This window comes from Micromonospora marincola (assembly GCF_056150385.1).
On sequence record NZ_JAXCFT010000009.1, the window covers coordinates 74,724 to 90,353 of the forward strand.

Here is a 15,630-nt window from a genome sequence, read left to right on the forward strand (position 1 = left end):
ACCGTCAGCAAGCTCCGGAAGCGGTGTTTCGCGGCACCGGCTTTCGGAAGGTGCGGCTCCGCGGGCCGCACCGGGCTTCGGACAGTCGCGAGTCCGAGCCCATCTGGCAGGTCGTCGCCCGCCGCCCACGACCCCCGGGCGGCGGGCGACGGACCCGCCGGCACGCCGGCCGGGCGTGGGTGTGGGGAAGCGTCCACACCCGGCCGGCCGCCAACACTGGTGCGTCTTCCTCCGCACCGACCGCTCCGGGTGACCGGGCGACGGTTCCCCGTCGCGCGACCGCCCGCCCCGGCCACACGCGGAGGAGAGACCCATGCCGACCAGTCCGGCCCAGGCGCCCACGGTGCCCGCGCACGTGCTGCCGCACCGCACCCCCGCTCAGCTGCTCGTGGTGGCCCGCGACGGGTTGGTCGAGGCCGCCCGCACCCGCCCCGACGGCCTCCGGTACGCCGCCGCCCACCTCGCGGCGCTGCGCGCCGCCGCCGCCGTGCTCGCCGCCCGCGCCCGCCCCGCGCCGACCCGGCGTAACCGGGTCACGAGTGTCTGGGTGTTGCTCGCCACCGTCGCCCCCGAGATGGACGAGTGGGCCGCCCTCTTCGCCGCCGGCGCGAGCAAGCGGGCCGCCGCCGAGGCCGGCATCCCCCGGGTGGTCACCGCCCGGGAGGCCGACGACCTGCTCCGCGCCGCCGAACAGTTCGTGACCGTGGTGGAGTCCGTGCTCGGCCTGGCACACCAACCGGCGCTCGACGGCCTGCACCGGCCCCTGCGGACCAGCGGGTCCGACATCACGCCGCGTTCCGGTTCGGCCGCCGTGCCGCGTCGCGGGACGGCAGCCGCCTGAATCGTGGCGCCCGGCCGCCGTCGGCGGGACCCCAGGGTGGCCGGGCGCCGCTCCACCGCATCACACGATCCACAGCACCACCCACGGGCCGGGCCCGGGGCAGAACACGACGGGGGGTTGGTCCGATGGCGGGCCGAATGGTGGTCGGTTCCGCCGCCCTGGCCGAGCTGGTGCGTCCGGCGAGCACGCCCGACCCGGCCGGCGGCCACCGGGTGCTCCCCGTCCGGGCCGAGCTGACCGGGTTGCTGCCCAACCGCGGGCTGCGACGCGGCAGCACCGTCGCGGTCGGTGTCGGGCGGCCCCGGCACAGCGGCGCCACCTCGCTGATCCTCGCGCTGCTCGCCGAGGCGTCCCGGGCCGGCTCGTGGTGCGCCGTGGTCGGCGTACCCACCTTCGGGGCCGGCGCGGCGGCGGAAGCCGGGATCGTGCTGGACCGGCTCGCCCTCGTGCCCGACCCGGGGCCGGAGTGGCCCACCGTCGTGGCCGCGCTCATCGACGGGATCGACGTGGTGGTCACCGCCGTGCCGAACACGGTCTCCGCCTCGGTCTCCGCCCGGCTGGCCGCCCGGGCCCGGCAACGTGGCAGTGTGCTGGTCCCGTACGGCCGGTGGGACGGCGCGGACGTGACGCTCCAGGTGGTTCGCGGCGTATGGCAGGGGCTCGGGTCGGGCCGTGGTCGGCTGCGCCGCCGCGAGGTGACCGTCTCGGCGCGCGGTCGGGGCGCCGCCGCCCGGCCGAAGGAGATCAAGGTGTGGCTGCCCGGCGACGAGCTGACCCGGGTGATCCCGCGCTCTACCGGGCTCGCCGTCCCACCCGCCGTCCCGGCCCGCCGGCTGCGCGTGGTGACCCCCGCCGGTCCGCTCACCGTGGCCGGTCCACCGGGCCGGCGAGCCCCCCGCTCGCGAACTGAGGCGGGCCAGTGAGCGGCGTCCCGCCGCGTGCCCTGCTGCTCTGGTGCCCGGACTGGCCCGTCCTCGCCGCCGAGATCGTCGACGGGGTGCCCGCCACCGACCCGGTCGTGGTGCTGCACGCCAACCGGGTGATCGCCTGTTCCGAGCGGGCCCGGGCCGAGGGGATCCGGCGCGGGCTGCGCCGGCGGGAGGCGCAGGGGCGCTGCCCCCGGCTCACCGTCGTCGACCACGACCCCGGCCGGGACGCGCGGGCGTTCGAGCCGGTGGTGGCCGCCGTCGAGGAGGTGGTCGCCGGGGTCGAGGTGATCCGGCCCGGCGCGTGCGCCACCGCCGCCCGGGGGCCGAGCCGCTACCTCGGCGGCGAGGAGGCGGCGGCCGAACGGATCGTCGAGCACGTCGCCCAGAGCTGCGCGGTGGAGAGCCAGGTCGGCATCGCCGACGGGGTCTTCGCGGCCGGGCTGGCGGCCCGGGAGGGGCGGATCGTGCCCGTCGGCGGCACCGCGGAGTTCCTGGCCGGCCGTCCGGTCGAGGCGCTCGGCCGGCCCGCCCTGGCCGACCTGCTGCGCCGGCTCGGCGTACGCACCCTCGGTGACTTCGCCGCGTTGCCCGCCGGGGACGTGCTGGCCCGGTTCGGTTTCGACGGGGCGCTGGCGCACCGGCTCGCCGCGGGCCGGGACGACCGTCCGCTCGCCGTCCGGCAGCCACCCGCCGACCTGACCGCCACCGCCGAGTACGACGAGCCGATCGACCGGGTCGACGCCGCCGCGTTCGCCGCCCGGACGCTGGCCGGGAGCCTCCACGAGCGGCTGGCCGCGTACGGGCTGGCCTGCACCCGGCTCGGCATCGAGGCGGTCACCGCGCACGGCCAGGAACTGCACCGGGTGTGGCGGCACGACGGCCTGCTCACCGCGGCGGCCATCGCCGACCGGGTCCGCTGGCAGCTCGACGGCTGGCTCTCCGGCAGCAACGGCCGGGGCGGGGCCCGCCCGACCCGGCCGACCGCCGGGATCATCCGGCTGCGGCTGGTGCCGGACGGTGTGCTCGCCCAGGCCGGCCTGCAACCCGGCCTGTGGGGTGAGACCGGCGCGGAGCGGGAACGGGCGCACCGCGCGTTGAACCGGGTACAGGGCATCCTCGGCCCCGAGGCGGTGGTCACCGCCGTCCTCGGCGGCGGGCGTTCCCCGGCCGACCAGGTGCGCCTGGTTCCGTGGGGCGACGAGCGGGTGCCCGCCCGCCCCGGCCCACCACCGCTGCCGGCCCTCCCGCCGACGGGCGTCACCTCACCCGTCCCGCCCGTCGTGCCAGCTCCAGGCGTTACGCCGACCCTCAGCGTGTCGGAGCCGTCTGTCGTGCCGGGGCCGCCTGTCGCGTCGGTCCGGGCTCCGGGTTTCGTGCCGGGGCCGGTCGTTGCGTCGGCCCCAAGCGTGCCGGGGGCGTCTGTCGTGTCGGTCCCGGCGGGCCTGTCGACTCCGGCTCCGGGCCTCGTGCCGGTTCCGTCCGTCGGTCCGGTCCCGGCTGGCGTTTCGCCGGTCGTGTCGGCTGCCGGGTCAGCTCTTGTGCCGGCTGCGGCTGGCGTTTCGCCGGTCGTGTCGGCTACGGAGTCAGCTCTTGTGCCGGTCCCGGCTGGCGTTTCGCCGGTCGTGTCGGCTGCGGCTGCGGAGTCAGCCCTCGTGCCGGTCGGGTCCGCCGATTCGGCCCGGATGGGTGTGCGGGCCGGTCGCCGGGCTGGTCGGGTCAAGGCAGTGCCCGAGCCGCCGTGGCCGGGTCGGATCCCGCCGCCGGCGCCGGCCGTGGTGCTGCCCACCCCGCTGGCGGCCGAGGTGCACGACGCGGCGGGGGAACCGGTCGTGGTGAGCGCCCGGCTGGCGGTCAGCGCGGCGCCGGCCCGGCTGACCGTGGGCGCCGGCCGGCCGGCCGGGATCACCGGATGGGTCGGCCCGTGGCCGGTGGACGAGCGCTGGTGGGCGCCGGCCGAGGCCCGCCGCCGGGCCCGGTTCCAGGTCTGCCTGGTCGACGGCACGGCCCTGCTGCTCGCCGTCGAGGGCGGGCAGTGGCTGGTGGAGGCCGTCTATGACTGAGCGGCGTGCCTCGGCGTCGCGGCGTGCCCACGTGCCGGGCCGAGCTGTCGCCACCACCGTCGCCGTGACTCATCCGTGCCATCAAGTTCGTAGGCGACCGCAGGCCGACCTTCGCCCGATCGGCAGGGGAGATCTTGGAATCCCATGGCCCCTCTGGGGGCCGAAATCTTCCAAGATCTCGGCAGGCGCCGGGCGGGGGAGCGCGGCGTGAGCTTCCACAATCCGAGGATGCCCTGGTCGAAGCTGGAGCAGGTGCTCTCCGGGCGGGGCGCGGGCGGGCGGGGCGAGGACGAGCGCGCCAGGGGCGAACGGCATCTGCACGTGGTGGACCCGCTCGCGGTCGACGCCGACGGCGGTGACTCCCCGGCCTGGAGCCGCAAGCGCCAGGAATACCGGCCACCGGAGCTGGCCCGCCCGGACGACGCGGTCGCCTACGCGGAGCTGCACGCGCACTCCAACTTCAGCTTCCTCGACGGCGCCAGCCACCCGGAGGAGATGGCCGAGGAGGCCGCCCGGCTGGGGCTCACCGCGCTCGCCGTCACCGACCACGACGGCTTCTACGGCGTGGTGCGCTTCGCCGAGGCGGCCCGCGCGCTGCGGCTGCCGACGATCTTCGGGGCGGAGCTGTCCCTCGGGCTGCCCGGCCCGCAGAACGGCGAGCCCGACCCGCTCGGCCGGCACCTGCTGGTGCTCGCGCACGGGCACGAGGGCTACGCGCGTCTCGCCGCCACCGTCTCCCGGGCCCAGTTGCGGGGCGGGGAGAAGGGCCGCCCGGTCTACGGCGAGTTGGAGCAGATCGCCGAGGAGCTGCGGGACCACGTGCTGGTGCTCACCGGCTGCCGCAAGGGGCATGTGCCCGGTGCGCTGCTCACCGACGGGGTCGACGCGGCGGCCCGGGAGCTGGACCGGCTCACCGCGCTGTTCGGCGCGGAGACGGTGGCGGTGGAGCTGACCGATCACGGCCATCCGGTGGACGCCGACCGCAACGACGCGCTCGCCGAGCTGGCCGCCGCGGCGGGGCTGCCCACGGTGGCCACCAACAACGCGCACTACGCCACCCCGGGCCGGCGCCGGCTGGCCACCACCGTGGCCGCGGTCCGGGCCCGGCGCAGCCTCGACGAGATCGACGGCTGGCTGCCCGCCGCGGCCACCGCCCACCTGCGCAGCGGCGCGGAGATGGCGGCGCGGTTCGCCGCGTACCCGGGTGCGGTGGCGCGGGCCGCCGAGTTCGGCGCGGAACTCGCGTTCGACCTGCACCTGGTCGCGCCGCGGTTGCCGGCGTATCCGGTGCCGGCCGGGCACACCGAGATGAGCTGGCTGCGCCGGCTGACCATGGACGGCGCCCGGGAGCGCTACGGCCCGCCCGAGGCGCACCCGGAGGCGTACGCGCAGTTGGAGCACGAGCTGCGGATGATCGACGAGCTGGGCTTCCCCGGCTACTTCCTGGTGGTCTACGACATCGTCATGTTCTGCCGCGAGCAGGACATCTACTGCCAGGGCCGGGGGTCGGCGGCCAACTCGGCGGTCTGCTACGCGCTGCGCATCACAAACGTGGACGCGGTCCGGCACCGGCTGCTGTTCGAGCGCTTCCTCGCCCCGGAACGGGACGGCCCGCCCGACATCGACGTGGACATCGAGTCCGACCGTCGGGAGGAGGTGATCCAGCACGTCTACGCCCGCTACGGCCGGGAGCACACCGCCCAGGTCGCCAACGTCATCTCGTACCGGCCGCGGTCGGCGGTGCGGGACGTGGCCAAGGCGTTCGGTTTCTCGCCCGGCCAGCAGGACGCCTGGAGCAAGCAGATCGACAGGTGGGGCTCGGTCGCCACGGTCGACGTGGCGGACATCCCGGAGCAGGTGGTCGCGTACGCGAACGAGTTGCAGACGTTTCCCCGGCACCTGGGCATCCACTCCGGCGGCATGGTGATCTGCGACCGTCCGGTGATCGAGGTCTGCCCGGTGGAGTGGGGCCGGATGCCCGGCCGCAGCGTGCTCCAGTGGGACAAGGACGACTGCGCGGCCGTCGGCCTGGTCAAGTTCGACCTGCTCGGCCTCGGCATGCTGTCCGCGCTGCACTACGGCTACGACCTGATCGGGGCCAGCCTGGACCTGGGCGAGATGACGCTCGACGATCCCGAGGTCTACGACATGCTCTGCCGGGCCGACTCGGTGGGGGTGTTCCAGGTGGAGAGCCGGGCCCAGATGGCCACCCTGCCCCGGCTCAGGCCCCGCGAGTTCTACGACCTGGTGGTGGAGGTGGCGCTGATCCGTCCCGGCCCGATCCAGGGCGGCTCGGTGCACCCGTACATCAGGCGCAAGAACGGCCAGGAGTCGGTGACGTACGCGCATCCGCTGATGCGTAACGCGCTGGAGAAGACGCTCGGCGTGCCGCTGTTCCAGGAGCAGCTCATGCAGCTCGCCATCGACCTGGCCGGGTTCGACGCGGCCGGGGCCGACCAGTTGCGCCGGGCCATGGGGGCGAAACGCTCGGTGGAGCGGATGGCGCAGATCGCCGACCGGCTCTACGCCGGGATGGCCGAGCGGGGCATCACAGGTGAGCTGGCCGACGACGTCTACCGCAAGCTCACCGCGTTCGCCAGCTACGGCTTCCCGGAGAGCCACGCGATGAGCTTCGCCTACCTGGTCTACGCCAGCTCGTGGCTCAAGCGCTACCACCCGGGTCCGTTCCTGGCCGCGTTGCTCAACGCCCAGCCGATGGGCTTCTACTCGCCGCAGACGCTCGCCGAGGACGCCCGCCGGCACGGCGTGGAGGTGCGCCGGCCGGACATCAACGCCAGCGGCGCCAAGGCGGTGCTGGAGTCGACGCCGCAGACCCGGTGGGGCAGCCTGCCGGGGGAGCCGCCGCACGCCTGGGGGCTGGGCGGTCCGGCGGTCCGGCTCGGGCTGGGCAGCGTCCGTACCCTCGGCGAGGACGCGGCCGAGCGGATCGAGGCGGAGCGGGCGACGCACGGGCCGTACCGGGACATGCCGGACCTGGCCCGCCGCGTCGGTCTCACCGCGGCGCAACTGGAGGCGCTTGCCACCGCTGACGCCTTCGCCTGTTTCGGGCTGACCCGCCGGCAGGCCCTCTGGGCCGCCGGCGCGGCGGCGCAGGACCGGCCCGGCCGGCTGCCCGGCACGGTGACCGGCGCCGACCCGCCCACCCTGCCCGGCATGGCGGCGGTGGACCGGCTGGTCGCCGACGTCTGGGCCACCGGCCTGTCCCCGGAGAGCCACCCGGCCCGGTTCATCCGGGACCGGCTCGACGCGCTGGGCGCGGTGCCGATCGCCCGGCTCGGCCAGGTGCCGCCCGGGCAGCGGATCCGGGTCGGCGGGATCGTCACCCACCGGCAGCGGCCGGCGACCGCCGGCGGAGTCACGTTCCTCAACCTGGAGGACGAGACAGGCATGCTCAACGTCACGTGTTCGCCAGGGCTCTGGCAGCGCTACCGTCGAATCGCCCGCACCAGCGGAGCACTTGTGGTGCGGGGCCGGTTGCAGCGGCACGAGGGCGTCACGAACCTCACCGCGGACCGGCTGGACGCGATCGAGCCGCCCGTCACGCCGGCGTCCCGGGATTTCCGTTGACCGTAGTGATCCACATTACGGTTTCCCGGGGCCGGACGCGGGAGACTCCCGACGCGGGTGGGCAGAGTCGCCCACCCCGGTGTGGGGGATGAACCAGATGACCTTTCAGCGCACGTACCCCGGTGGCGTGGCCAACGCCCGACGGACCCGCCTGGGCGCCGGGTGGGCGCCCACCCACGAGATCGAGCCGCGCGAGCACCAGGTGACCGACGGCCCGGTGGCCAACGCCCAGCGCTCCCGCGGCGCCGAGGAGGACCCGGCCGGCGGCGGCGAGTCCTGACACCGGGCCGGGCCATGGCTGGGCCTGATGGCCATGGCCGCACGGCCCTCACTGCGTTCGGTGCGTTTGGCCATGGCTAGGCTCGGCGGCGTGGAGCAGACCCGAACCCTCACCCCCCGCACCGCCGTGATCTGGGCGGTGCTCCGGGCCGAGCTGGACCGGCGGGCCGGTGAACGACTCTCCGTGCTCGACGTCGGCGGCGGGACCGGTGGCTTCGCCGTGCCGCTCGCCGAGGCCGGCCACCAGGTCACCGTGGTCGACGCCAGCCCCGACGCGCTCGCCGCGCTGACCCGCCGGGCCGCCGAGGCCGGGGTCGCCGATCGGGTACGCGCCATGCAGGGCGACGCCGACGCGCTCACCGGGCTCGTCGAACCGGCCTCGGTGGACATGGTGCTCTGCCACGCCGTCCTGGAGGTGGTCGACGACCCGGAGCCGGTGACCGCGGCGCTGGCCGCCGCGCTGCGCCCCGGTGGCGCGGCAAGTGTGCTTGTCGCCGCGCGGGCCGCCGCCGTGCTCGGCCGGGCGATCAACGGGCAGCTCGACGCCGCCGCAGCGCTTGCCGCCGACCCGCACGGCACCGCCGGCGGCCGGGACACCCTGCGCCGCCGCTACGACGCCGACGGAGCGGGCGCGCTGCTCACCGCCGCCGGGCTCGTCGTCGAGGAGATCCATGGCGTACGCGTGCTCGCCGACCTGCTCCCGGCGGCCGTGGCGGACGGTCAACCGGCCGCCCTGCTCGACCTGGAGTGCGCCCTGGCGGCGAAGCTGCCGTACCGGGACCTCGCCGCCCAGCTGCACCTGTTCGCCCGCCGCCCGGTATGACCGGCCCGGCACCGGGTCCGCTCGACCGGGTCGCGCCCCGCTACGACGGGGGCAGCCTGATCGACGTGCTGCCCAGCGCGCTGGCGCTGCTCGGGGTGCCCGGCGCGGTCGACCGGCTCGGCCTGGCCCCCCGGCTGGCCGGGGTACGCCGGATCGCCGTGCTCCTGGTCGACGGGCTCGGCTGGTACCAGATCCCCACCGCCGCCCGGTACGCGCCGACGCTCGCCGGGCTGGCCGCCACCACAGGCGTTCCGCTCACCGCCGGCTTCCCGTCCACCACCCCGACCAGCCTGGTCGGCCTCGGCACCGGCGTCCCGTCGGGCGCGCACGGGGTGCTCGGCTTCACCGTCCGGGTGCCCGGCACCGACCGGGTGCTCACCCACGTCGACTGGGCCGGCGACCCCGACCCGTCCCGCTGGCAGCCGGTTCCCACCTGGTACGAGCGAGCCCGCGCGGCAGGCGTCGCGGTGACCGTGGTCAGCCGCCCCGAGTTCGCCGGCAGCGGCCTCACCGTGGCCGCCAACCGGGGCGGCGACTACCGGGGCGCGACCGGGATCGACGCGCTCGCCGCGCGGATGCTCACCGCGCTGGCCGCCGGCACCGGTCCCGCCCTGGTCTCCGGCTACCACCCCGACCTCGACCGGCAGGGCCACCTCAGCGGCGTCGACTCCGTACCGTGGCGGTCGGCCGCGGCCGAGGTGGACGCGCTGCTGGCCCGCCTCGTCGACGGGCTGCCGCCGGACGCCGCGCTGCTGGTCACCGCCGACCACGGTCAGCTCGACGTGCCGGCCGGGCACCGCGTCGACCTGGACACCGATGCCCGGCTGCGGGCCGGGGTGCGGGTGGTGGCCGGCGAGCCCCGGGTCCGCTACCTGCACACCGAGCCGGGCGCCGAGGCCGACGTGGTGGCCGCCTGGACGGCGGTGCTCGGTGGCACGGCGGACGTGCTGACCCGGGCCGAGGCGGTGGCCACCGGCTGGTTCGGGCCGGTGCCCGAGGCGCACCTGGCCCGGATCGGCGACGTGGTGGTGGTCTGCCGGGACACGTACGCGGTGGTCGCCACCCGCTCGGAGCCGCCGATGGCGTCGCGGCTGGTGGCGTACCACGGCGCGGACACCGCCGCGGAGATGACCGTCCCGCTGCTCATGGTCCGGGGCTGACCGGCGGTGCGGTCGGACCGGGGCCTGACCGGGGGGAGTGTCGGACCGGCGGGCTAGCCTGCGGGGCATGGGTCGCAGCCAGTCGTTGCCCCGGGGCGGCGGAGACCCGCGCTTCGGGCCGGACGCCGACGACACCGGTTGTCCGATCCTGCACGTCGACATGGACGCGTTCTTCGCCTCGGTGGAGGTGCGTCGCCGCCCCGAGCTGCGCGGTCGGCCGGTGGTGGTGGGCGGGGTCGGCCCGCGCGGGGTGGTCAGCTCGGCCAGCTACGAGGCCCGCCGGTTCGGCGTACGCAGCGCGATGCCCACCGCGCGGGCCCGCGCGCTCTGCCCCGGCGCGATCTACCTGCCGCCCGACTTCGCCGCCTACTCCGAGGCGTCCCGGGCGGTGATGCGGATCTTCCGGGACGTCACGCCGCTTGTCGAGCCGCTCTCGCTGGACGAGGCGTTCCTCGACGTGGCGGGCGCCCGGCGGCTGTTCGGCCCGCCGGTCGCCATCGCCGCGCTGATCCGTCGCCGGGTGGCCGAGGAACAGCGGTTGACCTGTTCGGTGGGCGTCGGGCCGAGCAAGTTCGTGGCGAAGCTCGGTTCCACCCGGGCCAAGCCGGACGGCCTGCTCGTGGTGCCCGCCGACCAGGTGCTGGAGTTCCTGCACCCGCTGCCGGTGTCGGCGCTGTGGGGGGTGGGGGAACGGTCGGCGGACGCGTTGCGCCGGCTCGGCCTGCGCACCGTGCGTGACCTGGCCGAGGCGCCGCCCGGCCTGCTGCGCCGGGCGGTGGGCGAGGCGTCCGCCGCGCACCTGCATGAGCTGGCCTGGGGGCGGGACCCGCGCGGGGTGTCCCCGGAGCAGGTGGAGAAGTCGATCGGCGCGGAGGTCACGTTCGACACCGACGTCACCGACCCGGTGGAGATCCGGCGGGCCCTGCTCGCCCTCGCCGACAAGGCCGGCGCCCGGCTGCGGGCGGCCGGGCAGGTGGGGCGGACGGTGTCGCTGAAAGTCCGGTTCGCCGACTTCCGCACGGTGAGCCGCTCCCGCACCCTCGCCGTGCCGACCGACACGGCCCGCGAGATGTTCGACACGGCCTGGGCGCTCTGGGGCGTTCTCGCCCCGCGCGAGCCGGTCCGCCTGGTGGGCGTACGGATGGAAGGGCTCGCGGTGGCGGAGGAGACACCACAGCAGCTCACCCTGGGTGCGCCGGAGCGCGGCTGGCGGGAGGCGGAGGCGGCGGCCGACGCGGCGGCTGCCCGTTTCGGGCGATCCGTCATAGGTCCGGCCAGTCTTCTCGGGCGGCGTGATAAGCACCGAGTCGAAAAACCGACCCGGCCGTAGGTCGTCCCGCTTTCCGACGCGCGAGCACCCTCGTAGACTTGCGGGTAAGCAGCCGGTTGGCTGCCACGGTCTGTCGGCCCGACCGGGCCGACCAACGTGACCGGGGAGGAGTGCCGTGCCGCTCTCGGAGCACGAGCAGCGGCTGTTCGAGCAGATCGAGCAGTCGCTTGCCGAGGATCCCAAGTTCGCCTCGGCTGTGCGCGCCAGCGACCCGCGTTTCCACGCGCGGCGTCGCGTGCTCGTCGCTGCCGGCGTGGTCGTCGTTGGTCTGGCCCTGTTGATCTACGGTGCCGTGATCAAGATTCCTGCGGTGGCCGTGGCGGGCTTCGTCGTCATGCTGGCCTCGTTGGGCTACGCGGTGCAGTCGCACCGTCGATCCCAGACGCCCGACCTGCACGTGGTGGGCGGCACAACGACAAGCCGGCGTCGTCCCCGTGGTCGCAGCGGCGGCCGTCGGGGCTCCTTCCTCGACCGGATGGAGGACCGTTGGCGGCAGCGCCCGGAGGGCCACCGCTGACCGCGCCCCGCCCCTGACCGAGGCGGGCAGCGCCGACGCCCCGCCGGCCCGATGCCGGCGAGCGCGCGGGCTCCGTCGCGCCTGTCGTCCTGACCGTTCCGTCCCCAGTCCCGCTCCCGGCTCCCGCCCCCTCCCTGCTCCGCCCCGTCCTGCTCCGGAGGATGGACGTTCCAAAATGCGGGATAGTGGAGATCTTGGTACGAAACGGCCCCTCTGAGGGCCCTTTCGTACCAAGATCTCGCGCCGGCTAATTCGTCCCGCGCAGACGCGAACTCCTTGATCGATGTGGGTCGCGGTGGTGGGTGGGTGGGCGGTAGCGGGGTCAGCGGGTGGGGCGGCTGGCCAGCAGGCGACGCGGATTCCAACGCAGCAGCCGCTGCCGTACCTGCCCGGTGGTGACGACCAGTCGGGCCGACCGCTCGGCGAGTGCGGTCCGCCAGCGCATCAGCACCGACGGTGGCAGCACCGCGGCCAGCAGCCGGGTCCGCCGGCTCGCGCCGGACGCGAGCGCCCCGCGTACCGTCCGCAGCGCCGGCTGCAACTCCGTGCCGGTAAGCGGGTCACGGGCGTAGCGGGCCCGCTCCTCGGCCCGGCCCAGCAGCCGTACCCCGGTGGCCGCGCCGGCGTCCTCGGCCAGCGCCTCCCGGGCCAACCGCTCCGCGGTCGTCCGTGGGGTCTCCGTGATGTCCACCGGAACGTGGAAGTCGACAAGCGTGTCCAGCAGTTCGTCCCAGGTGGCGTGCGCGTCGGCGCGGGCCACCTCGGGGTCCACCCCGACCACGACCTCGCGGGCCCCGCCCCGCTGGCCGGGCACGGTCACGGCGGTGGCCGCCGCCACGGTGGCCCGGACCCGGCGCCGGCGGCGCAGCGTCGAGCGGCGCAGGGCCGGTACGGCGAGCAACGCCAGCAGGGCGAGCGCCCCGCCCAGCCACCACGGCCATACCGGCGCCTGCCGGGTCGGCCCGCTCTCGCCGAGCGCCAGGCCCTGGTCGGCGTCCTTGTCCAGGCGGTCCGGCTCGTTCGGGCCGGCCGACGGGTCGACCCCGCCGGGCGCGGCGCTGCTGCCGGCCGAGGGGGCGATCTCCTCCGGGGCGTTCGTGTCCGGCGCCCAGGCCGGCCGCACCGCACCCGGGATGCTCGCCGCCGGGGTGGCGTCGAACGGCACCCAGCCGATGCCGCCGAAGTAGACCTCGGTCCAGGCGTGCAGGTTCTGGTTGGTGAGCACGTAGGTGCCGCCGTCGGCGTTGCTGCCGTTGGTGAATCCGACCGCCACCCGGGCCGGCACGCCGGCCTCCCGGACCAGCCAGGCCATCGCCGCGGCGTACTGCTGGCAGTAGCCGACCTTGGTGGCGAGGAAGTCGGTGATGTCCGCCCCGCTGCTGCCGTTGCGGGTGGAGAGCGCGTAGGTGAAGCCGTTCTCCACCGAGAAGTAGTCGTAGACCGCCCGGACCTTGTCGTAGTCGGTCTGCTTGCCCTTGACCAACTGCTCGACCAGCCGCTCGACGGCCGGCACGGACGGCCTGGCGGTCTGCAACGTCATGATCCGGCTGTCCGCGGGGAGGGACGGCGCGGCGCGTAGCGCCGACGGGCTGAACGTCGACCGCACGTAGTCGAAGGAGTAGCGCTTGCCGCGGGCGTTCTCCCGGTTGGAGAACACGATCTGCTGGTTCGGGTCGTAGAGCCAGTAGTTGCTGAGGTCGTCGGTCTCGACCGGCTCGGCGTAGACCGGCATCAGCGGCATGTTCAGGTTCTTGGTCACCTCGACGGTGGCCCGGTAGCGCTGCTGCTCGACCCCGCGGGGGGCGCGCTCGCCCGGGTCGGGCAGGCCGCGGGTGACCGCCCGCCCGGTGGGCACGCGCGCCTGGAAGCCGTTCGGCCGCAGGTCGTCCACCACGCCGAGGCGCAGGTAGAACGGGTTGGGCTCGTTGGTGGTGACCTTGACCAGGTCGAACCGCTCGCTCTGGTTGAGCTGACCGCTGAGCGCGGCGAACAGGTCGACCCGGCCCGGGCTGCCGCCCTGACCGGGCCGGCCGTTGCCGTCGCCGTTGCCGGCGCCGACGGTGCTCATCAGGCCGCCGGTCATCCCGGGCACGGCAAGCGGCACCGCCACCGCCACCGCCATCCCGACCACGGCCAGCCGGCGGCCGGCCGCGGCCAACGGCGACGCCTCCCAGACGTCGACGTCACGTCCCTCGCCGGTGAACCGGCGACCGAACCGGCGCACCCGGTCGACGTTGTCCGTGACCAGCAGCCACAGGTAGCCGGCGGCGCCCACCACGAACGGGGTGGCGGGGACGCTGTCCACGTACACCGCCACCGGCACCGAGTAGATGGCGAGCATCGGCAGCCCGGCCAGCGCCGGCCGGCGCAGCCCAACCGCGAGCACGTCCACCACCACGGCCACCGCGCCGATGCCGAGCACGGCGAGGAAGAGCAGCGAGTCGACGTCCGGCACCTCGACGCCGTACGTGCGCATGTCCTCGAGCGAGGACGCGAGCAGGTCACCGAAGTGGACGAAGGTGGCCGGGGTCGGCACGAACGCGAACGCCTCGGTGCCGCCCGGGAAGACCCAGGTCAGGCCCAGGGTCAGGCCGCCGAGCATGGCCAGCACCTGACCCCACAGCGGAGCCCGGCCCAGCCGGCTCAGCGCGGCTGCGCCGGCCACCACGGAGACCACGATGGCCGCCTGGACCAGCCACGTCCAGCGTTCGAAGATCGCCGACAGCGGGGCCGCCGCCAGCAGGGTCGCCGCCGCGGCGACGAAGCCGATGTTGCGGTGCGGGGTCACCTGACCACCTCTCGGTTATCGCATGCCGCCGGCGACCGTCTCGGCCAGCGCCGCCCGCAGGGCGAAGCCCTGGGAGCCGCGGCCGGCCTGCGGCCACAGCGCCGGCAGCCGGTTGCCGTGTTCCACCCCGATCACCCGCCAGCCGCTCTGCAGCAGCGCGAGCGCGGAACTGCCGTGTGCCCGCTCCGCCTCGGCCCGGGCCTTCGGTGGCAGGTTCAGCCAGGTGTTGCTGTCGAGCAGGAACGCCACGCAGGTGGCGCCGTTGCCACGCAGCCCGGCCAGCAGCTCCGCCTCGGCGTCGCCGAGCGTGCCGAGGAGCGCGATGATCAGGCCGCCGTCGGCCCGCTGCCGGACCTGCTGCACAAGCGTGGTGATCTCACCGCGCCGGTCGAGGTGCACCTCGGCCAGGTGGTCGAGGAGCAGCCCGTCGCCGCCGACCTCGGTGGCGCCGACGTCGGTGCCGGCGCCGGTGACCAGGCGCAGCTTGTAGCCGGCCTGGCGCAGGTGCACGGCGATGCTTGCGGCGGCCGAGACGGCCCACTCGAAGCTGGCCGTCGGGCCCTCGCCCCGGTGACCGGCGGCGCGGGTGTCGAGCACCACCGTCGCCCGGCTCTCCCACGGCTGCTCCTCGCGGCGCACCATCAGCTCGCCGGTGCGGGCGGTCGACTTCCAGTGCACCCGGCGCAGGTCGTCGCCCCTCCGGTATTCCCGGGTGGCGGCGTCGTCCTCGCCGTGCACCGCCACCGAACGCGCGCGGCTGTCGCCGCTGCCGGCGTACTCGCCCGGCAACCGCACCGCGGGCAGCGGGGTGACCTGCGGGATCACGGTGAGGTGGTCGGTGCTGGGGAAGGACCGGGTCAGCTCGCACAGCCCGAACGGGTCGGTCAGCCGGATCACCAGCGGACCCACGTCGTAGCGCCCGCGCACGTCGGCGCGGACCGTGTACGCCACGGAGGTGGCCTGGTGCGCGCCGAGTCGTTCCAGCACCACCCGGGGCCGGCTGCCCAACGCGTAGGGCAGCCGGTCCTCCAGCAGCAGCGTGCCGGTGGGCAGCCGGGACAGGTTCTGCAGCCGAAGCACCACCCGGGAGCTGGCCCCGACCGGCGCCCGGTGCGGTTCGAGCGTGCGGTGGCAGGCCAACTTGTAGCGGCTGCGCCCGACGTACGCCGCCGCGAGCAGCGGCAGGATGGCGAGCAGGACGGCCACCCGGAGCAGGTCCTTCTCGCCGAGGATGCCGGCGGAGATCGCGGCGGCGACCGCAGCCGCCAGGAAGGAGCGACCGCGGGTGGTCAGCCCGCGCAGGCCGTCACGCACG

Annotated in this window: 11 protein-coding genes; 9 read left to right on the top strand and 2 right to left on the bottom strand. The window is 75.5% G+C overall.

Annotated elements, in window-relative coordinates; genetic code table 11:
* Positions 1–313: 313 nt before the first annotated feature.
* From SM450_RS19790 to SM450_RS19830, 9 genes are all read left to right on the top strand, one after another.
* Complete coding sequence (locus SM450_RS19790) at positions 314–841, top strand: SAV_6107 family HEPN domain-containing protein (protein WP_474621226.1); 528 nt, start codon at positions 314–316, stop codon at positions 839–841.
* Positions 842–966: 125 nt separating this feature from the next.
* Complete coding sequence (locus tag SM450_RS19795; protein ID WP_474621227.1) at positions 967–1,764, top strand: hypothetical protein; 798 nt, start codon at positions 967–969, stop codon at positions 1,762–1,764.
* Positions 1,761–3,830, top strand: coding sequence for a DNA polymerase Y family protein (locus tag SM450_RS19800; protein WP_474621228.1), 2,070 nt, complete (start codon positions 1,761–1,763; stop codon positions 3,828–3,830). Before SM450_RS19795 ends, SM450_RS19800 begins: the two co-directional genes overlap by 4 nt.
* A gap of 207 nt (positions 3,831–4,037) precedes the next feature.
* Positions 4,038–7,418, top strand: coding sequence for an error-prone DNA polymerase (locus SM450_RS19805; RefSeq protein WP_474621229.1), 3,381 nt, complete (start codon positions 4,038–4,040; stop codon positions 7,416–7,418).
* A 97-nt stretch (positions 7,419–7,515) separates the two neighbouring features.
* A complete protein-coding gene (locus tag SM450_RS19810; protein WP_281587440.1) occupies positions 7,516–7,698 on the top strand; it encodes a hypothetical protein in 183 nt (60 codons plus the stop codon).
* 72 nt (positions 7,699–7,770) lie between these two features.
* Positions 7,771–8,520: a class I SAM-dependent methyltransferase gene (locus SM450_RS19815; protein ID WP_474621230.1), complete on the top strand. Its 750-nt coding sequence runs from the start codon at positions 7,771–7,773 to the stop codon at positions 8,518–8,520.
* Positions 8,517–9,680: an alkaline phosphatase family protein gene (locus SM450_RS19820; RefSeq protein ID WP_474621231.1), complete on the top strand. Its 1,164-nt coding sequence runs from the start codon at positions 8,517–8,519 to the stop codon at positions 9,678–9,680. Before SM450_RS19815 ends, SM450_RS19820 begins: the two co-directional genes overlap by 4 nt.
* Before the next feature lie 67 nt (positions 9,681–9,747).
* The gene (locus SM450_RS19825) at positions 9,748–11,010 is read left to right on the top strand and encodes a DNA polymerase IV (RefSeq protein ID WP_474621232.1); all 1,263 of its coding nucleotides are present in this window, start codon (positions 9,748–9,750) and stop codon (positions 11,008–11,010) included.
* Positions 11,011–11,125: 115 nt separating this feature from the next.
* Positions 11,126–11,527, top strand: a complete 402-nt coding sequence (locus SM450_RS19830) for a DUF3040 domain-containing protein (RefSeq protein ID WP_282283661.1) — start codon at positions 11,126–11,128, stop codon at positions 11,525–11,527.
* A 322-nt stretch (positions 11,528–11,849) separates the two neighbouring features.
* Here SM450_RS19830 and SM450_RS19835 read toward each other — a convergent pair whose 3' ends face one another.
* Together SM450_RS19835 and SM450_RS19840 are read right to left on the bottom strand one after the other, a co-directional pair.
* Positions 11,850–14,315, bottom strand: a complete 2,466-nt coding sequence (locus SM450_RS19835) for a transglutaminase TgpA family protein (protein ID WP_474621233.1) — start codon at positions 14,313–14,315, stop codon at positions 11,850–11,852.
* A 15-nt stretch (positions 14,316–14,330) separates the two neighbouring features.
* On the bottom strand, positions 14,331–15,629 hold the full coding sequence (locus tag SM450_RS19840; RefSeq protein WP_474621234.1) for a DUF58 domain-containing protein: 1,299 nt from the start codon (positions 15,627–15,629) through the stop codon (positions 14,331–14,333).
* Position 15,630 lies beyond the last annotated feature (1 nt).

Coding starts and splice junctions, on each gene's coding strand:
- SM450_RS19790 (WP_474621226.1), top strand. CDS start 314: ATGCCGACCAGTCCGGCCCAGGCGCCCACGGTGCCCGCGCACGTGCTG.
- SM450_RS19795 (WP_474621227.1), top strand. CDS start 967: ATGGCGGGCCGAATGGTGGTCGGTTCCGCCGCCCTGGCCGAGCTGGTG.
- SM450_RS19810 (WP_281587440.1), top strand. CDS start 7,516: ATGACCTTTCAGCGCACGTACCCCGGTGGCGTGGCCAACGCCCGACGG.
- SM450_RS19815 (WP_474621230.1), top strand. CDS start 7,771: ATGGCTAGGCTCGGCGGCGTGGAGCAGACCCGAACCCTCACCCCCCGC.
- SM450_RS19820 (WP_474621231.1), top strand. CDS start 8,517: ATGACCGGCCCGGCACCGGGTCCGCTCGACCGGGTCGCGCCCCGCTAC.
- SM450_RS19825 (WP_474621232.1), top strand. CDS start 9,748: ATGGGTCGCAGCCAGTCGTTGCCCCGGGGCGGCGGAGACCCGCGCTTC.